The organism is Kitasatospora humi (genome assembly GCF_020907985.1).
Lineage (GTDB): Bacteria > Actinomycetota > Actinomycetes > Streptomycetales > Streptomycetaceae > Kitasatospora > Kitasatospora humi.
Genome location: NZ_JAJJPA010000009.1, coordinates 19599 through 41317, shown reverse-complemented (window position 1 = coordinate 41317; position 21719 = coordinate 19599). Strand labels below are relative to the sequence as shown.

The 21719-nt window shown below is 72.3% G+C and carries 19 protein-coding genes; 8 read left to right on the top strand and 11 right to left on the bottom strand.

The features are described from left to right. Complete coding sequence (locus tag LN042_RS11960) at positions 1-1482, top strand: MFS transporter (protein ID WP_230051126.1); 1482 nt, start codon at positions 1-3, stop codon at positions 1480-1482. Positions 1483-1620: 138 nt separating this feature from the next. Here the strand turns inward: LN042_RS11960 and LN042_RS11955 are convergent, their stop codons facing one another. From LN042_RS11955 to dacB, 3 genes are all read right to left on the bottom strand, one after another. Further along, positions 1621-1983 carry a UBP-type zinc finger domain-containing protein gene (locus LN042_RS11955; protein ID WP_230051125.1) on the bottom strand — a complete coding sequence of 121 codons (363 nt, stop codon included), beginning with the start codon at positions 1981-1983 and terminating at the stop codon, positions 1621-1623. Between the two features lie 99 nt (positions 1984-2082). Beyond that, entirely contained in the window at positions 2083-2775 is a 693-nt protein-coding gene (locus tag LN042_RS11950; RefSeq protein ID WP_230051124.1) for a TNT domain-containing protein, read from the bottom strand. A 180-nt stretch (positions 2776-2955) separates the two neighbouring features. Beyond that, complete coding sequence (gene dacB / locus LN042_RS11945; protein ID WP_230051123.1) at positions 2956-4503, bottom strand: D-alanyl-D-alanine carboxypeptidase/D-alanyl-D-alanine endopeptidase; 1548 nt, start codon at positions 4501-4503, stop codon at positions 2956-2958. A gap of 331 nt (positions 4504-4834) precedes the next feature. Between dacB and LN042_RS11940 the strand changes: the two genes are divergently transcribed. After that, positions 4835-5737, top strand: a complete 903-nt coding sequence (locus LN042_RS11940; protein WP_230051122.1) for an SURF1 family cytochrome oxidase biogenesis protein — start codon at positions 4835-4837, stop codon at positions 5735-5737. A 187-nt stretch (positions 5738-5924) separates the two neighbouring features. Here LN042_RS11940 and LN042_RS11935 read toward each other — a convergent pair whose 3' ends face one another. The 3 genes from LN042_RS11935 to LN042_RS11925 all read right to left on the bottom strand — a co-directional run bounded on the left by LN042_RS11935 (position 5925) and on the right by LN042_RS11925 (position 9962). Beyond that, on the bottom strand, positions 5925-7019 hold the full coding sequence (locus LN042_RS11935; protein ID WP_230051121.1) for a PP2C family protein-serine/threonine phosphatase: 1095 nt from the start codon (positions 7017-7019) through the stop codon (positions 5925-5927). 283 nt (positions 7020-7302) lie between these two features. After that, positions 7303-8508 carry an enoyl-[acyl-carrier-protein] reductase FabV gene (gene fabV / locus LN042_RS11930; RefSeq protein ID WP_230051120.1) on the bottom strand — a complete coding sequence of 402 codons (1206 nt, stop codon included), beginning with the start codon at positions 8506-8508 and terminating at the stop codon, positions 7303-7305. 416 nt (positions 8509-8924) lie between these two features. Continuing rightward, positions 8925-9962 carry a hypothetical protein gene (locus LN042_RS11925; protein WP_230051119.1) on the bottom strand — a complete coding sequence of 346 codons (1038 nt, stop codon included), beginning with the start codon at positions 9960-9962 and terminating at the stop codon, positions 8925-8927. Positions 9963-10222: 260 nt separating this feature from the next. On the opposite strand from LN042_RS11925, the gene LN042_RS11920 reads away from it, so the two are divergent. From LN042_RS11920 to LN042_RS11905, 4 genes are all read left to right on the top strand, one after another. After that, positions 10223-11257: a hypothetical protein gene (locus LN042_RS11920; protein ID WP_230051118.1), complete on the top strand. Its 1035-nt coding sequence runs from the start codon at positions 10223-10225 to the stop codon at positions 11255-11257. Between the two features lie 93 nt (positions 11258-11350). Beyond that, positions 11351-12262: a DUF2797 domain-containing protein gene (locus tag LN042_RS11915; RefSeq protein WP_230051117.1), complete on the top strand. Its 912-nt coding sequence runs from the start codon at positions 11351-11353 to the stop codon at positions 12260-12262. Positions 12263-12303: 41 nt separating this feature from the next. Beyond that, positions 12304-13050, top strand: a complete 747-nt coding sequence (locus LN042_RS11910) for an SOS response-associated peptidase (RefSeq protein WP_230051116.1) — start codon at positions 12304-12306, stop codon at positions 13048-13050. A 409-nt stretch (positions 13051-13459) separates the two neighbouring features. Next, on the top strand, positions 13460-13999 hold the full coding sequence (locus tag LN042_RS11905) for a hypothetical protein (RefSeq protein ID WP_230051115.1): 540 nt from the start codon (positions 13460-13462) through the stop codon (positions 13997-13999). 34 nt (positions 14000-14033) lie between these two features. Here the strand turns inward: LN042_RS11905 and LN042_RS11900 are convergent, their stop codons facing one another. The 5 genes from LN042_RS11900 to LN042_RS11880 all read right to left on the bottom strand — a co-directional run bounded on the left by LN042_RS11900 (position 14034) and on the right by LN042_RS11880 (position 20019). Next, on the bottom strand, positions 14034-14480 hold the full coding sequence (locus tag LN042_RS11900; protein WP_230051114.1) for an acyl-CoA thioesterase: 447 nt from the start codon (positions 14478-14480) through the stop codon (positions 14034-14036). 4 nt (positions 14481-14484) lie between these two features. Next, on the bottom strand, positions 14485-16872 hold the full coding sequence (locus LN042_RS11895; RefSeq protein WP_230051113.1) for a bifunctional salicylyl-CoA 5-hydroxylase/oxidoreductase: 2388 nt from the start codon (positions 16870-16872) through the stop codon (positions 14485-14487). A 13-nt stretch (positions 16873-16885) separates the two neighbouring features. Beyond that, positions 16886-18544, bottom strand: a complete 1659-nt coding sequence (locus tag LN042_RS11890; RefSeq protein WP_230051112.1) for an AMP-binding protein — start codon at positions 18542-18544, stop codon at positions 16886-16888. Positions 18545-18589: 45 nt separating this feature from the next. Continuing rightward, the gene (locus tag LN042_RS11885; protein WP_230051264.1) at positions 18590-19450 is read right to left on the bottom strand and encodes an acyl-CoA thioesterase; all 861 of its coding nucleotides are present in this window, start codon (positions 19448-19450) and stop codon (positions 18590-18592) included. An 86-nt stretch (positions 19451-19536) separates the two neighbouring features. Next, complete coding sequence (locus LN042_RS11880; RefSeq protein ID WP_230051111.1) at positions 19537-20019, bottom strand: cupin domain-containing protein; 483 nt, start codon at positions 20017-20019, stop codon at positions 19537-19539. Between the two features lie 228 nt (positions 20020-20247). On the opposite strand from LN042_RS11880, the gene LN042_RS11875 reads away from it, so the two are divergent. Then, positions 20248-20667, top strand: coding sequence for a RidA family protein (locus tag LN042_RS11875; RefSeq protein ID WP_230051110.1), 420 nt, complete (start codon positions 20248-20250; stop codon positions 20665-20667). Positions 20668-20776: 109 nt separating this feature from the next. Then, positions 20777-21664, top strand: coding sequence for a fumarylacetoacetate hydrolase family protein (locus LN042_RS11870; protein WP_230051109.1), 888 nt, complete (start codon positions 20777-20779; stop codon positions 21662-21664). Positions 21665-21719: the final 55 nt, after the last annotated feature.

Below are 21719 nucleotides of genomic sequence, written 5' to 3'. Positions count from 1 at the left end.
GTGGGCGGCGACGGTGAGGTTCCGGGGCGCGATCCGCGCCGCTGGCGAGCCCTGGCCGTCTGCCTGGTGGCGGGGTTCATGACGCTGCTCGACGTCAGCATCGTCAATGTGGCGGTGCCGTCGATCCGGCTCGGCCTGCACGCGGCACCGAGCGAGGTCCAGTGGGTGCTCTCCGGTTACGCGCTGACCTTCGGCCTCGTCCTGGTGCCGGCCGGACGGCTGGGGGACGCCCGCAGCCGCCGGGCCGTCTTCGTCGCCGGGCTCGTGCTCTTCGTGCTCACCAGTGCGCTGGCCGGACTGGCCGGCAGCGCCATGTGGCTGGTGGTGGCCCGGCTCGCCCAGGGTGCCTGCGGCGGGTTGCTGGTGCCGCAGGTCTCCGGATTCATCCAGGAGCAGTTCCGCGGCGCCGAGCGCGGCCGGGCGTTCGGGCTGCTGGGGAGCGTCATCGGGGTCTCGACGGCCGTGGGGCCGATCCTCGGCGGCCTGCTGATCCAGCTCTTCGGCACCGCGGAGGGCTGGCGGTGGGTCTTCTTCGTCAACATCCCGGTGGGCCTGGCCGCCGTGCCCCTGGCCCTTCGGCTGCTGCCCGGGCCCGAACGGCGACCGGCGGGCGAGCAGGCCGACCGCCACTCGTTCGACCCGGTCGGCACCCTGCTGCTCGGCTGCGGGGTGGTGCTGATCCTGCTGCCCCTGGTCGAGGAGCAGAGCTGGCACGGCCCGGCGAAGTGGCTGCTGCTGGTGCCCGCCGCGCTGCTGCTGGCCGCCTTCGTCGGCTGGGAGCGCCGCTACGGCCGCTCCCGCGAGCCGCTGGTCGACCTCAACCTGTTCCGGGTGCGGTCGTACTCGCTGGGCGCCGCCCTGGGCCTGATCTACTTCGCGGGCTTCACCGGCATCTTCTTCATCCTCACCCTCTACTTCCAGTCCGGGGAGCACTACAGCGCCCTGTTGTCCGGCCTGGCGGTGACCCCGTTCGCCATCGGCTCGGGCATCGGCGCGGCGGCCGGTGGCCGGCTGGTCGCGCGCTACGGCCGGACCCTGGTGGCCTGCGGGCTGCTCATCGTGGCGATCGGGCTGGCCGGTGCCGCGCTGGCGGTGCACCTGGCGGGTGGGCGCCAGGCCGGCTGGGCCACCACGGCGCCGCTGCTGCTGGCCGGCTTCGGCAGCGGGCTGGTGATCACCCCCAACCTGACGGTCACGCTGAGCCGGGTGCCGGTGCGGCGGGCCGGCAGCGCGGGCGGTGTGGTGCAGACGGCCCAGCGCATGGGTTCCGCACTCGGCATCGCGGCTATCGGGGCCGTCTTCTTCTCGCGGGTCGGCGGCGGTCACCCCGAGTGGGGTTCGGCGCTCCAGGCCGGGTTGCTGGTCGCCGTCGCGTTCGTGGTGCCCGCGCTCGTCCTCGCCGTCGTCGACGCCCGTTTGGGGGCGGACACCGACGAGACGGCCGCGGAGCGGGCGGACGAACACGCGGCCCGCCCTGGCTGACGGCCCAGCGGGCGGCGGTGCTTGAGGCCGCGTCGGCGGCCCGCGCGCGGACGCGCACGCGGGCCAGGCGGGCGGGCAGACGGGTCAGGCCGGCGGTCAGGTCAGGCGGGTCAGGTCAGGCGGGTCAGGTCAGGCGGGTCAGTGAAGCTGCTGCTGCCAGTCGGCCGGGACGCGCCCGGCCGGGCCCGGGACGGGCTGGGCGATCGGGTGCGAGGTGGGGCCGGCCAGCGCCGGGCCCTCGTAGAACTGCTCGGTCTCGATGTTCCAGAACCAGTCCTCGCCGGACTCGAAGCTGGCCAGGAAGGGATGGCCCGCCGAGCGGGCGTGTGCGGTGGCGTGCCGGCCCGGCGAGGAGTCGCAGCAGCCGATGTGCCCGCAGGCAGCGCACCGGCGCAGGTGGAACCACCACCCCGTGCCCTCGCCCGCGAGGCATTCCACGCATCCGTCACCGCTCGGGGGCACGCTCGGGTCGATCCCGGGCACCGCGTCGCCATCGCTCATCGATGGCACCTCCTCAGTCGTCGTCGAAGGGCCTGCCCGGTCCGCCGGTGCGGAGGTCGCCGTCCCGCGGGCCGGCAGGCCCTCGCGCACTCGGATCGACTACGGCTGGATGACCCGGTCGAGGTAGTGGTTGTTCACCAGCCACTGCACGTTGAACCCCTGCGTGGGCGCGCCCGGCACCAGGGTGCTGTCCAGCTGGTACTGCCGCCCGAGCCCGGGCTGGCCGAACCACGGCGCGATCGTGCCCGCGTAGACGTTGAACGCCCGCACCACGCGGTAGTCGTAGTAGTTGCAGCCCTCGGCCGGCGTGCCGTCCAGGTTCGCCGGCGGGAGCGAGCGCTCCGCGTACGGCGTCCCTTCGGGCGCCAGGAAGCTGCCGTACTCGCTGCCGAAGCGGTCGACGTCCTGGCCGACCTTGAGGGTCTCCTGCTGCCGCTCGGGCGACCCGTCGGGCTTCAGCACGTAGCCGGACTCCGGTGGGTAGTACCAGGTGGCCCTGGGTTGGGCGGTGGGGTTCCAGTACAGGTCCAGGAAGCGCTGCGGGCTCAGGTCGCCGGTGCGCTTGTAGCGCTGCACCTCCGCGCCGACCACGCCGAGCACCGGGAGCCGGAGCGGGCCCAGCCGCTGGTCGTTGTCGTAGTACGCCGCCGAGCAGTCGGACAACGTCGGGTCGGTGCCGACCCGCTGGTGCGCCGCGCTCCGGGGCGGCGTCTGGGCCCCGGCGGTCTGCGGCACTCCGGCGAACAGGGCCGTCGTCGCCGCCATGACGGCGATGATGTCGCGGAGCTTCACACGAACTCCTCTCGGAAGTCGGGTTGTCACCCTTGAGCAACCGTTCAGGCGCAACCGAACACGCGGCGTCACAGCAGGTCAACGCGCCTCGCGACGCCCGCGCCGAGGTTCACCGGTGTGGGCGAACGCCCTTGGCCACCGCTGCGACGGGGAGGACGGCGGGCCGTCGCGCGATGCGGATCACTCCCAGTCGTGCGCACGGGCGGGGGCGGCCGGTGCGGCCGGGGCTGCCGGGGCGGCCGGGGCCGGTCGGCGCGGGGCCGCGTCGGTGTCGGAGGCCAGCCGGACCACCAAGGCGTCGATCACCGGGCGCGGGCTCTCACCGGCGAAGTTGTTCACCAGCAGGCTGAACGCGAAGGTCTGCCCGTCCGCCCGGTCCAGGTAGCCGGCCAGCGCGTCCACGCCGGTCATCGAGCCGGTCTTGGCGTGCACCCGGCCCTCGGCGGGGGTGCCGCGGAACCGGTCGGTCAGGGTGCCGCCGACCATTCGGCGGGGGTCACCGGCCACCGGCAGCGCGTCGTACCAGGCGGTGAACCAGGGTTGCCGCCGGGCGAAGCGGAAGAGTTCCACCAGCCGCTGACCGGTGGTCAGGTTCTGCCGCGACAGCCCGGAGCCGTCCACCTGGCGGGCCGGTGTCACTTCGAGCCCACTGCGGTGCAGATAGCCGCGCAGCTGGTCCAGTCCGGCCGCCCAGCTGCCCGAACCGGCCTTCACCACGCCGATCTCCTTCACCAGGTGCTCGGCGATCCCGTTGTTGCTGAGCTTCAGGAGGGGTACCAGCAGCTCGCCGAGCGGCGCCGAGTCGTGCGCGGCCAGCACGGCGGCGCCCGTTGGAGCCCCCTGCTCGCGCAGGGCGCCGCGCAGCTTGACGCCGTGCCGGGCCAGCGCGGCCGTGAAGACGGTGCCGGCCAGCCGTGCCGGGTCGTCGATCGCCACCCACTCGTCGGTCGCGCCCGCGTCGGCCGGCAGGCTGCCGGACAGCACCAGGTCGTTGCCGCCGGGCCGTCGGTCCACCCGCACGGTGTCCGGGCTGCCCGGCACGCCGGTGGTGACCTGCCCGCTGAGCCGGACGGGCGCCTGCTCCGGGGTGGTCCGGACGGCCGCCGGTCCGCCCGGCGCCGTGCCCGGCGTGAGCGTGAGCCGAACGGTGCCCACGTCGTCGTCGCTGTCGGTGGTGAGGGTGAGGGCGGAGATCTGCGGGCTGTAGTAGGCGGCCTGGTCGTCCCAGGCCCAGGCCGCGCCCAGCGGCACGTCGTCGTAGCGCGAGGCATCGGCCAGTACGTCGCCCGTCACCTCGGTCACGCCGCCGGCGGCGACCTGGGCGGCCAACGCGTCGAGGTCGGCCGGTTGCAGGCTGGGGTCCCCGCCGCCGCGCAGCACCAGATCGCCGTCGAGGCGGCCGCCGGTGCGGGGGCCGGTCGCGAGGACCCGGGTGGTGAAGCGGTGGTCCTGGCCGAGCAGGTCGAGCGCGGCGGCCGCGGTGACGGTCTTCTGGGTGGAGGCGGGCAGCATCAGGGCGTCCGCGTCGTGCTGGTAGACCACCGTGCCGGTGGCGGCGTCGCTGACCAGCACGGACACCTCGGCGCCGGTGAGGCGGGGATCGGCGAGCAGGCGGTCCAGGTCACCGGCGAGCGGCGCGGGGGTGGCGGGCGCGGAGGCGGTGAGCAGCAGGGCGACGAGGACGGCGGCCAGCGGGGCGGCGAGCCGACGAGCCGGAATTCTCCGCACGGTGTCTCCGGGGGGGCGGGCGGACCTGGGGTGCCTCCACCTTCACCCGTGCGCCGCCCGCCGGCCGGACGACGCGCCAGCCGGACCCGGCGACCGCGCCCCGGACGGCGTCCGATGCGGGAGCGCCGCGCGATCGGACACGGGAACACCGCGCGACCGGACGCGGGAGCACCGCGCGACCGGACGCGGGAGCGCCGCGCGACCGGACGCGGCTGCACTGCCCTGGTCGCCGCCGCGCCGGCAGGGCTCGCTGCGCCCCGCCCCAGGCGGTCCGGTGCGCCGCGCCGGGGCCGGTTCGTGCCGGCGAGGTAAAAGGAGATAGCGTCGCCCGGTGTTGTTCCGCATCCTCCTGACCCGGCGCTGGGTGATCCTGACCCTCGTCTTCTTCGCGATCATCCCGGCGATGGTCCTGCTCGGACGGTGGCAGTACCACCGCTACGAGCAGACCAACCAGCAGAACGTCGCGACCGACGCCGCGATGCAAGCGCCGCCGGTGGCGATGGACGCCATCTCGCACCCCGGTGGCACCGTGCCCGCCTCGGAGACCTACCGCACGGTCACCGCGACCGGGCACTACGACCCGTCGGACGAGTTCGTGGTCCGGCAGCGCACCGACGCCTCCGGCGACACGGTCGGCTACTACGTGATCACCCCGTTGGTCACCGACGCGGGCGACGTGGTGCTGGTCAACCGCGGTTGGGTCGCCTCGAACGCGGACGCCACCAGCTACCCGACGGTGCCGCCGGCGCCCTCCGGCGAACTGACCGCGACCGGTCGGCTGCGGCCCGACGAGACCTTCCGCCGGGAGATCGGCGGCCTGCCGGACCGGATGTTCATGCGGATCAACAGCGGCGAGCAGGCCACCCGCCTGAAGCGGCCGGTGGTCGCGGGCTACCTGGAGCTGGTCTCCACCAACCCCACGCCGCCGGCCTCCGACGAGGCCGAGCACGTGCCGTCGCCCAACGTGACCTCCACCGGCGACGCCGCGGTGGTCGGCAAGGGCGTCCACCTGCCCTACGCCATCCAGTGGTGGGTGTTCGCCGCGCTGATTCCGGCCGGCTGGATCGTCATGCTGCGCCGCGACCTCCGCGAGGCCCGGGAGAAGCGGGCCGCCGAGGAGGCCGCCGCCGCGGCCGGCCCGCTGCCGGGTGACTCGGCGGGCGGGCCCGGTGCCGCTGCGGACGGCGACAAGGCCGCTGTCCCGGCCGCCGAGGCCGACTCGGCGCAGAGCTGACAGGGCGGAGCGGGACCCCACGGCGGCGAGGCACCTCGCCGGGCGCCCGGTCGTCCCGGGGCCCGGCCTGCCGACCCTGCGCCTCGCCGGGCCGGCGGCCTCCTCCCCGGATCGGCAACGCCCGGCAGGCTCGGACACCCGCCCGCACCGATCAGGCTGACGGACGGCGCCGGCGGCATCAGGTGGTTCAGGCGTCGCGTCGCAGGGCGAGCACGGCCGCGTCGTCGCCCAGGCCGTCGGCGGCCCAGGACTGCACGTCGGCCAGGAGTTGGACGAGCAGCGCGTCCGGCTCCGGGGCGGTGAGGTTGGTGGCCAGGCGGGCGGCGAGGGGGTAGAAGTCGCCGGCCGCGTTCCTCGCCTCGGCCACCCCGTCGGTGTAGAGGAGCAGCAGGTCGCCGCGGTGGAGGTCGAAGGTGCGGCTGCGGTAAGGCTCGCCGGTCAGTGCGCGCAGGGCCAGCGGTGGTGCGAAGTCGGGCGGCTCCAGCGCGGTCACTGCCCGGGAGGGGTGGCGCAGCAGCGGGGGCGGGTGGCCGCAGTTGACGATCTCGGCCGGGCCGGTCGCCGGGGGGATGCCGAGCAGGACGGCGGTGACGAAGCGCTCGGCCGTGGGGCGGTGGGCCAGTGCGGCGTCCAGGCGCTCGGCCAGCCGGGCCAGGTCCGGCTCGGTGCGGCCCGCCTCACGGAACACCCCGAGCACGTCGGCGGCGGTCTCCACCGCCGCCAGTCCCTTTCCCTGGACGTCGCCGAGCAGGATCCGGGTGCCGTAGTCGGTCTGCAGGACCTCGTACAGGTCCCCGCCGATGCGGGCCTCGGCTGCGGCGGCCAGGTAGCGCACGGCGATCCGCAGTGCTCCGGCCCGGGTGGGCACGGGGCGCAGCAGAGCGCGCTGGGCGGCCTCGGCGACGGTGCGGACCTGGAGGAGTTCGTGCTCGCGCGACCGGACCAGCAGGACGTTGGCCGTGCTGGCCAGGGTCACCGCGGCAACCGCGGTGTAGGTGGCCAGCTGGACGGCGGCCGGGACCTGCTGGTTGGCCAGCGCCAGCAGGGCAGCTGCCGCCGCCGCCAGGAACCCGGCCAGCACCGGTACTTTCGGCGAGCGGGTGCCCGCGCCGGCGAGCACCGGGACGCAGGCCAGGACCGGCGAGAGGGTCGACCCCGGGCCGGTGACGAGGTCCACCAGCACCGCGACGGCGACCAGCCCGTAGGACCCGAGAACCAGGGCCTGTGAGCGGGCGGGCAGGCTCGGGTGAAGCAGCTCCTTCCCGGTGTCCGGTGCAGGCATGGTCGCCTCCAGGTGGTTGCGGACCGGCTCCTCTCACTGTCGTGCGCTCACCGCGCTGCGGCCACTGGGCCGGACCCTCGGGTGCCCGGGCCACCCGCCGGCGGCGCGTCGGGGACGGTCGGCCCGACCCGACCGGTAACCCGCATCGGACGTGGCCCGCGCGCCACTGCACTGCTGCGTGCGGGTCGCGATGACGCGCCGAAGCGCTCCAGCACCGCGTGCCCGCCGGGTCGAGCGGGTGGAACGGCAGCGGGTACGGCCACCGCTCGCCGGTTCCCTCAGGTCAGACGTCGGACGACGGGGAAGCGGGCCACGGGACGGCGGTCTCGGCTGCGGCCTCGTAGTCGACGCCGGAAACGTCCCAGCCGTAGAGCTGGCCGACCTGCTCGCGGAACCAGCCGGTGTCCGCGCTGGTGACGATGGTGGTGGCGTCGATCCGGTCCCACGCGGCGCGGACGGCGGCCTGAACCCCGGGGGCCATCTCCCAGTCGTCCAGCCGGATGCGGTCTTGGTCGTCCAGGCCGAGTTCGGCGTGGCCGGTGAGCCGGTTCCACAGGGCTGCGGCCTGGTCGACGGTGGTCTGCCAGCTGTCGCCGGTAACGCGGTGAAGGATGCTGGTGTAGAGCGCGATGCTCGGGATGGCGGTGGAGGCCTGTGTGACGGCCGCGCCGGCGACGACGGTGTAGGCGTGGCCCGTGCCCTTGAGCCGGGTGTTGATGGCGCGGGCGGTGTCTTCCAGGTGCTGCTTGGCGGCGCCGATGGTTCCGGCCCGGTAGATGGGGGCGGTGATGTCGGATCCGACGTACGAGAGCGCGACGGTCTGGAATCCGTCGGCGAGCAGGCCCTCGGACTGCAGGGCCTCGATCCACCTCTGCCAGTCGGCGCCACCCATGACCTGCACGGTCGCGTCACGCTCGGCCTCGTCCGCGGCCTCCAGGTGCAGCTCGCCGATCTGCGGGAGGCCGTCCTCGAACACGAGGGTCTTGGCCCGGTAGTCGGTGCCGAGCGGCTTGATGACCGAGTGGTGGACTTCGCCGGTCAGCGGGTCCGTGCGACGCGGGGCCGCGATGCTGTAGATGAGCAGGTCGATCTTGCCGAAGCGGGCGGCGAGTTGGTCGGCGGCCTCGTCCTTGACGCCATCGGAGAAGGCGTCACCGTTGAGGAAGGTGAAGTCAGCGCCGGCCTCGGCGGCGAGTTCGGCGGTCCGCCCGGTGCGGTACCAGCCCGCGCCGGCGGTGCGGCGCTCGGTCGCAGCGGCCTCGAAGGCGATGCCGAGTCCGCGCATCCGGTGGGTGCGCAGGCCGACCAGGGTCGCGGCCAGTCCATAGCCGGCGCTGGAGCCGATGACGAGGGCCACCGGGCCGGGCCGGTCGCCGGCTGGGTCCGGTGTCAGCTGCCACATGCGGTCGACCACCGTCTGGCAGCCGGTCGGATGGCTGTTGACGTAGAGGTAGCCACGGTTGCCGGGCTTGATCTCGCGGAGGCTCACACGGGGTCCTTCGGATGCGGGGTCGTGGTCGCCGCGGCAGTGGGCGGTGCCACGCAGCGGCGAACGTCGTCGAACGGTTTCCGGCTGGCCGGTGGCCCCGTCGGGGACAACGATGCCGATCGTGCCCTCCGACGCGGTGACCACCCGAGGCTGTCCATGCCCCGGGTACCGCTCCGGTCGGGCCCTGCTCACATCCTCGGTGAGCGTGGCCCGACCGGTGATGGTGATCTTCGCTAGAAGTGGCCGCGGATTCTTGTCGGTGTCCCATTCGGTCAGGTCAGACCGTCTGACGGGCCTGGACGCGGAGAACAGCGCCTCGATGGGGACCGCAGGCATGCTGCCGGGGGCGGTGGGCCTGCCAGTGCGAGGCGGGGGCTGCCGCAGTCGGCACCGCCGGAGGCTGCCTGGCGAACGGATCAGTTCCGTGGCTCGAGCACGTCCAGTTTCTCCAGCACCGGCCGGAGTTCCCGCCTGATGACGAGGCCGGGCAGCCACCGTCGTGCCGTCGGATCGAACCGCGTGAACGTGGCCGTCCAGTCCTGATCGAACACCACTACACCCTTGAGGACGAAGTCCCAGCGCAGCCGTCCCCAGCCGAGCCAGGTCTCGTAGCGCGGACGATACGGGCCTCGGGCCAGGGGCGGATAATCCGGCAGGGCGGGCAGCGGCGGGCACCCGCTCCTCGGCGCCTGCGGCTCGGCCCGCAAGCGCCGCTCGTACTCCACGGCGACCGCCTCGCGGAAGCGCTCGTAGGTCGCGGCATCGCAGTAGATCAGCAGGACCAGTCGGGTGGGCGGCAGGCGGCGCACCGCTTCCGTGAACTCCCACACCGTTCCCGGGCCCGGGCCCGCCGACATCAGCACGACATGTGCTCCGTCGATCAACGAGCTGACGGTGCCTTGCCAGTCATCGAGGGGCAACTGCCCGCGGACCGCACCCACTGGAGGAAGCAGCTCATCGGGCCTGCCGACCGCGATGACACGGCCGAAGCGCCCGAAGCGGCGCACCAGTTGCTCTTCCTGAGTCTTCCCGGAGAGCAAGAAGAGCATGCCCAGGCTCGCCAGCGACGTTCCGCCTGGAAAATCGCTGTTCAGCGCGGCCATGTCCGCGTCGTTCGAGAACGGGCGCAGGTACAACACATAGACGGTCCCTGCCAGCGCGTCGAACGAGTCGATCACGGCGGCGGCGCACTGCCTGCCCCGCACCACAAGACGACGACCGATCCTGAAGGCCCGCAAGCCGACCATGAACGCCGCGACGCCGCCCAACTCGCGCAGCCACCAGACGAGATGCACGACGCCGGACCATTGGTCAGCATCTAGACCGGATCTGGCGATGTAGAAGCCCGGCACACCCAACGCCGTCCCGGCCAGCCTCAGGGCCCACCCGCCGGCAACGAGCCGGAGCCCTTTCGACCAGCGCGCCGCGACCCACGATGACAGCTTTGCCAACACGCGCAAGTCCCCCTACTCCCGCACGGCTCCGCCCAGGATCACCGTAGCCGCGACGCTCAGCCTGTGCCAGGGAAGCAACAGCTCTCACAACCACTCCATGAGGCATACCGGTTGACGTCCGAGACGACAACGCCCGTCCAAACCCCTCCCGCCGCCCGCCGGGTGCCCTACGCTCGGTGGGGCGCGGTACCCAGCCGCGGGGGGAGGGCTTCATCGTCATGGCAACACCCGAGGGACCACAGGCATTTGGAGTAGGGGGCGTGCCTGCGGGGCCGTGGCGCATGCCCGGCTGGACGGTCGCGCCGCCGGCGCCAAAGCCTGGGACGGTACCGCTGCGCCCACTCGACACCGGTGACATCATCCGCGCGGTCTTCGCCACGGTCCGTCGGTATGCGGACTCGCTCTACCGTCCAGTACTGCTTGTCGCGCTCGGCTGCGCCGGGGTGTTCTGCGGATGCTTCGCCCTCGCGTACGCCCAGGTCGGTCCGGTGCCGGCCGCCGGGCCGATGACCGACCAACAGCTGACCGGCCTGACCGTTGCCGCGGCGATCCTGCTCGTGCTCCTGTTCCTCCTGTCCGTCGTCGCCACTGCCGTCACGTCGGCGGTCAGTGCCGTCGTCCTGCGCCACGCGGCACCGGGACGGCAGTTGACGCCCCGTCAGAGCTGGGCGCAGAGCCGGGGCCGGCTCTGGCCTGTGCTCGGCGTCCAGGCCCTGGTCTTGGGGGCGGCCCTCGGGATCCTGGCCGGCTCGCTGCTGCCGAGTGTCCTGCTGTTCTTCCTGGCCGGTCCCGTACCTGCCGCCTGGGGTCTGCTGCTGCTGATACCCGGCCTGGCTGGTGCCCTCTACGTCGGGGTGCGGCTGATCCTCGCGGTGCCGGTGCTGGTGCTGGAGGAGCGGCGACCGGTGGCCGCGGCTCGGCGTGCCTGGCAGCTCAACCGAGCTGCTTGGTGGCGCAGTCTCGGGATTCCGTATGTGGTCGGGCTGATCGGCAACGTGGCCGTCCGCTCGGGAATGACGCTGCTGGCGGCGGCGGTGTCCCGGCTCCTGCCCGTCGACGCGTTCGACAGCGGGACGGACGGGTCCCGCGCTTGGCTCTCCGCCTGGCTCTCCGTCGGCAGCTTGACGACCCTGGTCGCCGTCTTCGCCCTGGTCGCCGCCGTGCTGATGACAGTCCGAGCCCCGCTGGCTCCCCTGACCTACGGGGTGCTGTACCTCGACCGGCGGCTGCGGATGGAGAACCTCGGACCAACGCTCGCCGCCGCGGCGAGCCACCCCGTCACGTACGACCGGTAGGTTCCCACTGTGACCCTTGGCCCGACTATCCTCCGTGTCCGACGTAAAGTCCCCCGGTAGCAGAACGCGACAGGGCGGCCCGGACGGAGGAGCATGAACGGCAGGGAGCGGCCCGGGTCCGCCTGGCGACCGATCGGCCTCTGCTGGACGCCCGACGGGCAGGTGGCCCTGGAGTGGGACGCACCGGCCGACCGCTCGGCGCGGTTCAGTGCGCTCCCAGTCGGCGGTCGACTGGCCGTGCTGGTGGGCGCGGACCGGCGCTGCCTGGGCGTCCGGCATTCGGGCCGCCGGATCGACTGCCCGCTCGCCGCCGCGCTCGCCCCGACCGCCCGCCACCCGCAGTGCGAGGCGTGCAGCGCGCTGGCGGCCACCAACTCCGTTGCCACCGACAGCAGTCTGCTCGACGACAAACGCGACTACTCGGTGTACCTAGCCCACCACGGCGAGTTGGTCAAGGTCGGGATCACCAGGACCGAGCGCGGCACGACCCGCCTGCTCGAACAGGGCGCGCTGGCCTCGGTCTTCCTCTCCTCCGGTTCACTGCCGGCCGCCCGCCGGGTCGAGCGCCTGCTCGGTGCGGCCCTGGGCCTGCCCGACCGGGTCAGCAGCGGCCGCAAGCGCCGGGCCCGCTCCCGACCGGGCTCCCCCGCCGAGCGCGCGGCCGCCCTGGCTGCGGCGGCCACGGCCTGCCAGGACCTCAACTGGCCTTCCGCGCAGGCGCGTCGCACCCCGTTGATCACCGACCACGCACATGTCTACCCGCTGCCCGACGAGGGTCTGCGCCCGGCGGCAGCGGTGCTTCCCGTGGCGCCCGGACAGCAACTCGCCGGCACGATCGTCAGCCGCATCGGCAGCGACCTCTACCTGGCCACCGACACCGGCACCGTGCTGCTGGACGTACGGCTGCTGGCGGGCTGGCGCCTGCTGCGCTGCCCGGCCGACGCCGAGTTCACGGCCCCGCTGCAGAACCTGCCCACCGATTCCCAGCAGGACCAGCTCTTCTGACCCGGGTGGGTGGCGGCGGCGGGGAGTGGCAGGCTGGAACCGTGTGCGGACGGTTTGTCTCGACCAGCTCGCCGCAGGACCTCGTCGAGATCTTCGACGTGCAGCGGTGGGATCCGACGGAGACGCTGGACAAGAGCTGGAACGTAGCCCCGACGGACCCGGTGTGGGCGGTGCTGGAACGCCCTGTCCGGAAGGCCGGACCGGAGCCGGTCCGGCAGCTGCGGGTGGCCCGCTGGGGGCTGGTGCCGTCGTGGGCCAAGGACCCTTCCATCGGCGGCCGGCTGATCAACGCCCGCGCCGAGACGGTGGACACCAAGCCCAGTTTCCGCCGGGCCTTCGCGGCCCGGCGCTGCCTGCTCCCCGGTGACGGGTTCTACGAATGGGAGAGCCTGCCACCGGCCGGGCCGGGCGGGCGGCAGCGCAAGCAGCCCTACTTCATCACCCTCGCCAACGGCCGGTTGCTCGCCATGGCCGGACTCTACGAGTTCTGGCACGACCCGGACCTGCCCAAGGACGATCCCGAGTCCTGGCTCACCTCGGTGGCGATCATCACCACCCGGGCCACGGACGCCGCCGGGCGGATCCACCCGCGCATGCCCCTCACCATCGAGCCCGAGGACGCCGAGCAGTGGCTCGACCCCGACCAGCACGACGCCGACCGGCTGCGCCGGCTCCTGGTCCAGCCCGGCGCCGGCCACCTCATCGCCCGGCCCGTCTCCACCGCGGTGAACCGCACGACCACCAATGGTCCGCAACTGGTCGACGAAGTCGAGCCGCTCCGGCCGTAGACGGGGTCGGCGAGAGGGAAGGCGGCAGCCCGCCGCGCCGGGCACCCGACGTCGCCCCGGTCTCCCGTGCTCATCCGCTCAGGGTCGCATGGTGTCCGGAATTCGCTCACTCGAACGGGGCTTGCGCAGTGCGAGCGCAGCCGCTCACGTCGTGCGGTACTTCACCTGCACAGCTGATCAGCGCACCATGCCGCGCCGCCGGCAGCTCGCGGCGCGGCCGATCGACTGTCAACGAACGGGGAGGCCCCAGGTCACGGCGGCTCAACGCGCTGACCTGGTCAACGTCTTGAATGATGCGGTTCCAGTCAGCACAGGGCGTTCGGTCGGGATTCGCCGGGTTCGATCCGATCAGCCGTCTACGCTACGAACATGCCGCGTCACCCATTGCGGCCGTACGAGGAGGAGACCTATGTCATCGCCCTGCGATCCCGAGCACGCTCCCGTCGGCGATGTGGGCGCGGCGCTCATGGTGATCGACTCCCAACTCAAGGCCATTTACGACGGCAGGAGCGGGACCGACCGCGAACGGCGGGAGATGGTCGAGCAGTTCAGCGCCGCAATGGGCCCCACGGGGTTCGACGCGCTGCTGGACGGCGCCTGCACGCTCATCTACATGTACATGAGCTGGCTGCGGATGGCCTGCGAGGAGCACGACAAGGACGTCATCGAGCACGTGGTGCCCACCCTGGTGGCCACGATGCGCATGATGCCCAAGACCTTTCGCCCTGAGGTCATCCCCACCATGACCGGCCTGCTCATCGCCGCGGGCACCGGACTGAGCCCGAACTTGTGGCGCGCGCAGTACGGGGACTGGACCAGCGCCGAGATGAACCCCCTGGAAGCCACGGTCGTCCTGCTCGCGGAGCAGATCAACCGGATCGCCGGCGATGACCACGACTTCGCCACCCGTCTGATCACCGAAGCGCTGGCCGGCTCGGAGGAGGGCTGAGGGCGGTTGACCGGGGTGCGCGGAACCGTCCCGTTCACGGGAGGACCGGCGGAGGGGACTGCGACCCGCCCTTCCGCCAGGCCGCGATCCACGCCTCGGGCCACGGCACGGCGGAGCGCTGCCCGACCGGGACGTGGGCGGTCACCATGCGCCCCGCAGCGGCGAGGGAGCGCGGCTGGTGGTCGGTCTGCTCCCCCCAGACCTCGAAGCGGAGGGTGAGGGAGGACGTCCCGATGCGCTCAACAGTGAGGACGGTCGTGACGTGCTGGCCGAACCACAGCGGGGCACTGAAGTCGACCTCGTAGCGCACCCGGGGTGCGGCACCGAAGTAGCCCGTGATGCCGCTGTCCCGCATGAGAGCGGCCTCTGCGGCTTCGACGAACCGGACGATGGCGGTGTTGTGGTGGTGGCCGGCCGCGTCGGTGTCCATCCATTCGACGTGGCAGCGGTGGACGGCGCGGGCCGGGTGCGCGCCGTCCACCGGGTCAGGCGACGGGGGCCGGATCACGGGTCGGTGTCCAGCGCAGGTGGACGGTGGCCCGGTCGTTCCCCCCGCCGGTGCGCAGCAGCGACAGGCGCGGCCTCACGGCGTCGGTCCGGGCGGTCGGTGGTTTGCGGCTGCCGGCCCTGAACTGGAGGGGCCAATCGGCGGCGGCTCCGCGGTAGTCCTGCTCGGCCGCGGCGTGCAGGGTCCATTGCGGGTCGTAGAGGTGGGTGCGGCCGATGGCGCACAGGTCGGCGCGGCCGGCCAGGAGGATGGAGTTGACGTCGTCGTAGGAGGCGATGGCGCCCACCGCGATGACGGCCGTTCCGGTGGCGGCGGCGACCTCGTGGCGGATCCGGTCGGCGAACGGCGTCTGGTAGGAGCGGCCGTACGCGGGCCGCTCGTCCTTGGTGACCTGGCCCGAGGAGACGTCGATCGCGTCCGCGCCGCGGGCGATGAAGGCGCGGGCGATCTCCACCGCGTCGTGCTCGGTGTTCCCGTCCGGCGCCCAGTCGGTCGCGGAGATGCGGACGATCACGGGCCGCTCGGCCGGCCAGGCGGCACGGACCGCGTCGAACACCTCCAGGGGGAAGCGGAGGCGGTTGACCAGCGGGCCGCCGTACTCGTCGGTGCGCCGGTTGGCGATCGGCGACAGGAAGGAGGAGAGCAAGTAGCCGTGCGCGCAGTGCAGTTCGAGCAGGTCGAAGCCGGCTTCGGCGCCGCGCCGGGCGGCGGCGGTGAAGTCGGCGACGATCCGGTCCAGGTCGGTGCGGGCGAGTTGGCGCGGGACGGGCGAGCCGGGCCCGTAGGGCAGGGGTGACGGGCCGACGACCTCCCAACCGCCGCTTTCGAGCGGAGCGTCCATGCCTTCCCACATGAGCCGGGTGGAGCCCTTGCGGCCCGCATGGCCGAGTTGGAGCCCGATCCGGGCGGTGCTCCGCTGGTGGACGAAGGAGACGATCCTCGCCCAGGAGTCCCGCTGCTCGTCGCTCCACAGGCCGGTGCAGCCGGGGGTGATGCGACCCTCGGGTGAGACGCACACCATTTCGGTCATCACCAGCCCGGCGCCGCCCATCGCCTTGGACCCGAGGTGGACGAGGTGGAAGTCGCCCGGCATGCCGTCGACCGCGGAGTACATGTCCATCGGGGAGACGATGACCCGGTTCTTCAACTCCAGCCGGCCCAGCCGGAACGGCTGGAACATCGCGGGCGCGACGCCGTCGAGCCCCTGGGAGGCCGCGAAGGCGCGGTCGACGCGGTCGGCGAACTCCGGGTCCCGGGTGCGCAGGTTGTCGTGGGTGATGCGGCGCGAGCGGGTGAGCAGGTTGAAGCAGAACTGCACCGGCTCCTGGTGGACGTACATGCCGATGTTCTCGAACCACTCCAGCGAGGCCTGCGCGGCCCGTTGGGTGGATTCGACGACGGGTCGGCGCTCGTCCTCGTAGGCGGTCAACGCGGCCGGGAGGTCGGGCTGTTCGTGCAGGCAGGCGGCGAGCGCGAGGGCGTCCTCCATCGCCAGCTTGGTTCCGGAGCCGATCGAGAAGTGCGCGGTGTGGGCGGCGTCGCCGAGGAGGACGGTGTTGCCGTGGTGCCAGCGTTCGTTGCGCACGGTGGTGAAGTCGAGCCACCGGGAGTTGTTGGCGAACACCCGGTGCCCGTCGAGCTCGTCGGCGAAGATCCTGGCGATGCGTTCGACCGCCTGGTCATCCGAAGTACCCGGCGGGAAGTGGGAGTTCTCGGTGGCGTCGAAGCCGGCCCGCCGCCAGACGTCCTCGTGCATCTCGACGATGAAGGTGGAACCCCTGTCGGAGTAGGGGTAGCCGTGGACCTGCATGGTCCCCCACTCGGTCTGTTTGATGAAGAACTGGAAGGCTTCGAAGACCAAGTCCGTGCCGAGCCACATGTACTTGTTGTGCCGGCGGTCCAGGGTTGGCCGGAAGATGTCCGAATACGCCTGACGGGTCTGCGAGTTGACTCCGTCGGCGGCGATCACCAGGTCGTGGGAGGCGGCCAGGCCGGCCGCGTCGGGTGCGGGTGTCGAGAAGTGCAGGCGCACGCCGAGGCCGCGGCAGCGCTCCTGCAGCAGCCGGAGCAGCTCCTTGCGGCTCATCGCGGCGAAACCCTGGCCGCCGACGGTGTGGCTCTGCCCGCGGAGGTGGATGTCGATGTCGGTCCAGCGGGCGAAGCGGGTGGCCATGGCGGTGGCGAATTCGGTGTCGGCGTTCTCGATGCCGCCGAGCGTCTCGTCCGAGAACACCACGCCGAAGCCGAAGGTGTCGTCCGGAGCATTGCGTTCCCAGACGGTGACGTCGTGCGCCGGGTCGAGCTGTTTCATCAGGGCAGCGAAGTAGAGGCCGCCGGGGCCACCCCCGATGATCGCGATCTTCACGGAGATTCTCCTCTCACCGCTCGGCGGCCGGCGCGGTGGCCTGCTCGTCGTCGACGATCCTGCGGAGCTCGAAGCGCTGCAGTTTGCCGTTGGCATTGCGTGGCAGGGCGCTGCAGAAGCGCACGTCGCGGGGGTACTTGTAGGGGGCCAGGACCTGCTTGACGTGGTTCTGGATCTCCTCGGCCTTGGCGGCGTCGCCCGGCACGCCGTCCCGGAGCACCACGAACGCGCAGACGACCGAGCCGCGTTCGGCGTCGGGCTTGCCGACGACGCCGGACTCCAGCACATCGGGGTGGGTGTCGATGGCGGCTTCGACCTCGGGCCCGCCGATGTTGTAGCCGGAGGAGACGATGATGCCGTCGGTACGGGCCTGGTAGTGGAAGTAGCCGTCCTGGTCGCGGTGGAAGACGTCGCCGGTGACGTTCCATCCGTTCATCACGTAGTCCCGCTGGCGCGGGTCGTCCAGGTAGCGGCAGCCGACGGGGCCGATGACGCCGAGCCACCCGGGCTCGCCGGGGCCCAGCTCGTGCCCGTCGGGGGCCAGGATGGTGGCGCGGTAGCCGGGCAGTGGTCGTCCGGTGGCGCCGGGGCGGATGGCCTCGCCGGCCGCCGAGATGAAGATGTGCAGCAGTTCGGTGGTACCGATGCCGTCGATGACTCTGAGCCCGAGTCTCTCGTGGAGCTGCTCCCAGGTGTCCCGCGGCAGGTGTTCGCCGGCGGATATGCCGGCCCGCAGGCCGCGCAGCCGCTGCTCCTGGCCTTCCCGCAGCACCGCTTTGTAGGCCGTGGGCGCGGTGGCCAGCACCGTGACCCGCTTGTGCTCGACGAGTTCGGCGAGTTGCAGCGGGGTGGCCGACTCGGTCAGCAGCACACCCGCGCCGGCCCGCAACGGGAAGACGACGAGCATGCCCAGGCCGAAGGTGAAGGCCAGGGGTGCGGAGCAGGCCACCGTGTCGTCGGTCGTCAGGCCGAGCACGGGACGCCCGAAGGTGTGGTCGATGGAGAGCAGGTCCCGGTGGAAGTGCATGGTGATCTTGGGGACGCCGGTGCTGCCCGAGGTGGGGCCGAGGAGTGCGACGTCGTCGGCCGCGGTCCGCACGTTGGTGAAGCGTCCGGACTTGGCCGTCGCCCGGGCCACCAGGTCTTCGGGGCCGGTGCCGCCGTACTCCACGATCCTCATCGAGGGCAGGGTGGTGTCCTTGACGTGCTGGAGGTCCTCGGTGCACCGGTGGTCCACCAGCGCGACGGCGGGCCTGGTGCGGTCGACGATCGGTGCCAGTTCGCCGGCGCGGAGCGCGGCCACGGTGGTCACGGCGATGCACCCGGCCTTGAGCACGGCGAGCCAGCAGGCGACGGTCCAGGGGTTGTTGGGCGAGCGCAGCAGGACGCGCTGACCGGGCACCAGGCCGAGGTCCTCGGTGAGCACCTGGGCGACCTGGTTCGCCCGGGTCTGCAGCCGGCCGTAGCTCCAGACCTCGCCGGCCGGGGTGAGCAGCGCGGGGCGGTCCGCTCCGTACCTGCGGACGGGGATGTCGATGAGTTCGGTGGCGGCGTTCAGGCGGTCGGGGTACCGGAGTTCGGGCGTGGTGAATTCGATGGTGGGCCACAGGTCGGCGGGCGGGAGGTGGTCGCGGGCGAAGGTGTCCTGGTGTGCCGAGGGTGAGAGTGACAAGGAAGCGGTCCTTCCAAGGGCCCGCCGGCGCCGGCGGTCGGGCAGTCAGGCGGAGCGGATCATGCCCTCCTGGGCCACGGTGGCGAGGTGCCGGCGGTCCCGGGTGTAGAAGCGGCCGGTGCCGAGGCCGCGACCGGAGTCGGCGGCGACCGCCTCCTGGGCGTAGAGCAGCCAGTCGTCGACGGGTCCGGGGCGGTGGAACCACATGGCGTGGTCCAGGCTCGCGGTGACCAGCCCGGGTGCGGCCCAGGCCAGGCCGAGCACGCGCAGGACGGGTTCGAGGATCGTGTAGTCGCACACGTAGGCGAGCGCGGCCAGGTCCCGCTGGGCGTCGCTCAGTCCTTCGACCGGCCGCAGCGGGTCGAAGGGCTTCAGCCACACCGCCTGATGGGGCGTCTGCTTGCCCTCGACGGTGAGGTAGACCGGTCCCGGCACATGACGCATGTCGAAGCTCCGGCCGCGGGACCAGTACTCCTTCGAGGTGTCGGTCATCGTGCCGCCGCGGCGCTGCTCGAGGTACTCGGCCGTACTGGGCAGCTCCTCGGGGTCGGGGATCTCGCCGGCGAAGGACTCCTGGTAGGTGCCGCCCGGCTCACCGGCGGCGAAGTTGGCCAGGCAGACGTAGGCCGGCTTGCCGTTCTGGTAGGCGCGCACCTGCCGGGTGCTGTATCCGCGGCCGTCCCGCAGCAGCTCCACCTCGTGGCGCACCGCGGCCGAGATGTCGGCCGGCCGCAGGAAGTAGCCGTGCATCGAGTGCAGCGACTTGCCGTCGGTCACCGAGCGCATGGCGGCGGCCGCGGCCTGGGCGACCAGATCGCCCCCGTAGGCCTTGGGCCAGGGGCAGGGCTGGGTGAGGGCGGTGAAGGCGAGATCGAAGTGCTCGGCCTCGACCGGCGTGAGGGTCACGGCCGAGGTGAAGACGGCCGAGGTGGAGGGAGCCGAACGGGAGACGGCAGCAGGGGAGACGGCCGAGGTGGCCGACGGATCGGCGCTCACCGGTCGAGCCAGTTCCGCAGGTCGGTGTCGGCGACGTCGGGCAGGTTGACGACGATGTTCTCCGGGGTGCGGGTGGTCATCCACACCAGCGGCTCGGTCCGGGAGAGGTTGCACTCGACGTGGGGCATGAAGGGCGGCACGAAGACCCAGTCGCCCTCCGCCATGTCGACGTAGTCCTCGAACTTCTCGCCGAAGTAGATGCGCCCCCGGCCGGACAGCACGTAGCCACCGGTCTCGGCCTCGCCGTGGTGGTGGGAGACCGATCGGTAGCCGGGTTCATTGCTGACCTTGCCGAACCAGAGTTTGGTGGCCGGGGTGTGCTGGATGCTGACGCCCGAGACGCGCACGGCGCCTCCGGAGTCGGCGGTGCCCTGGTGCTCCGTGCCGCCTCGCGTCACCACGGGCGCGACCAGGCCGTTGGGCAGCCGATACATCGAATTGTCCCCGTCCAGGCGGTACTTGCTGAAGTCGGGCTCCATGCGTACGGCTCCGTTTCGATAGCGGCGGGTCACCGAGCTGATGGCTGTCGTGGCCACCGGCCGTGCAGGAACGTTGAGGCCGGGCGGTTCGCGGGTGCCGCTGCGTCGTGGCGGTCGGCGGCGACCGATATCTCGTATTTTTCACCACCGTCATCTATTGTCAATACGGGAGGCCCACCCGCCTGGAGCCGGCACACCAGCCAGCCGCAGCCCTTCACCGGAGGTGCCATGACGCCCGTCGCCGTGAACCCGAACTCCCTTCCCAAGCCCAGCGGTTACTCGCACGGCACGCTCGCCGGCAACATCCTCCACCTGGGCGGCCAGACCGCCCTCGACGCCGAGATGAAGATCGTCCCGGGCGGCATCGTGGAGCAGTTCCGTCAGGCGTTCAGCAATGTGCTGACGACGCTGCGGGAGGTGGGCGGCAGGCCGGAGGACTTGGTCAGCGTGACCCTCTACCTCACCGACATCCCCGACTACCAGGCGCACGGCAAGGAGATCGGCCGCGTCTGGCGGGAACTCGCGGGCCCGGTCTACCCGGCGATGGCCGGCATCGGCTGCACCGCCCTGTGGCAGCCCGAAGCCCTGATCGAGATCCTGGGCGTCGCGGTGATCCCGGACGACCGACTGGTGCGGCCCGCCGGCTGACCGCCTCGTCGGCACTGCGGCGCCACGGCAGTGGCCCCACGGCAGTGGCCCCACCCTCGACGTTCCTTGATGACGAACAGGAAGGATGCACAGGCATGGGGCGGCAGGGATGAAACTCGCGTCTGTCAGTGTGGGCGGCGCCCGCCGCACCGGCGTCGTCCTCGAACCCGAGGCGGCGGTGGCGCTGCTGCCGCAGGTCGTCGGCACGGTCGACGACCTGGTCCGCGGCGGCCCGACCGCCCTCGACGCGGCGCGCAGCGCGCTCACCGGTGCGCCGACGGTGCCGCTCTCCGAGGTCCGCCTTGAAGCGCCGCTGCGCCGGTTCAACCGCGATGTCCTGTGCACCGGTTGGAACTACACGGACCACTTCGAGGAGTCGCAGGGCAAGCGCGGCGGCCAGGACCCGGTCACTCGCCCCGCCCGGCCGACCTTCTTCACCAAGGGCCCGGACACCGTCATCGGCCCCGTCGACGACATCGCCTTCGACGCGCGACTGTCCGACCAGTGGGACTACGAGGCGGAGATCGCCCTCGTCATCGGCCGCGACGGCCGGTCGATCCCCGAGGAGAAGGCCCGGGAGCACGTCTTCGGCTATCTGGTCGCCAACGACGTCTCCCAGCGCGACCTCCAACGGGCGCACGGCGGACAGTGGTTGAAGGGCAAGAGCATCGACGCCACGATGCCGCTCGGCCCCTGGCTGACCACCGCCGACGAAGTGACCGAGCCCGACGACCTGCGGGTGCAGTGCGAGGTCAACGGCGTCCTGCTGCAGAACGCCTCCAGCAGCGACATGGCCTTCTCATTCGGCCGGATCATCGCCGAGCTCAGCCAGGGCATGACCCTACGGGCCGGTGACGTCATCCTCACCGGCACCCCGAGCGGCATCGGAAGCGCCCGGGACCCGCAAGTCTTCCTGCGGGAGGGCGACTTGGTGGTCACCCGGGTCAGCGGCCTCGGTGAGCTCCGCAACCGCGTGGTCTCAACCTCCCTGGTGTGAAGCGCCTCGTGTCCGCGAGGAGGCCCCGAGCGGGCACGAACCGCCCGTCCGCGAG

Excerpts from the sequence above, each read along its gene's own strand:
- LN042_RS11955 (WP_230051125.1), bottom strand. The coding sequence starts at position 1,983 with ATGAGCGATGGCGACGCGGTGCCCGGGATCGACCCGAGCGTGCCCCCG.
- LN042_RS11935 (WP_230051121.1), bottom strand. The coding sequence starts at position 7,019 with ATGCCTGCACCGGACACCGGGAAGGAGCTGCTTCACCCGAGCCTGCCC.
- LN042_RS11915 (WP_230051117.1), top strand. The coding sequence starts at position 11,351 with ATGAACGGCAGGGAGCGGCCCGGGTCCGCCTGGCGACCGATCGGCCTC.
- LN042_RS11905 (WP_230051115.1), top strand. The coding sequence starts at position 13,460 with ATGTCATCGCCCTGCGATCCCGAGCACGCTCCCGTCGGCGATGTGGGC.
- LN042_RS11880 (WP_230051111.1), bottom strand. The coding sequence starts at position 20,019 with ATGGAGCCCGACTTCAGCAAGTACCGCCTGGACGGGGACAATTCGATG.
- LN042_RS11875 (WP_230051110.1), top strand. The coding sequence starts at position 20,248 with ATGACGCCCGTCGCCGTGAACCCGAACTCCCTTCCCAAGCCCAGCGGT.
- LN042_RS11870 (WP_230051109.1), top strand. The coding sequence starts at position 20,777 with ATGAAACTCGCGTCTGTCAGTGTGGGCGGCGCCCGCCGCACCGGCGTC.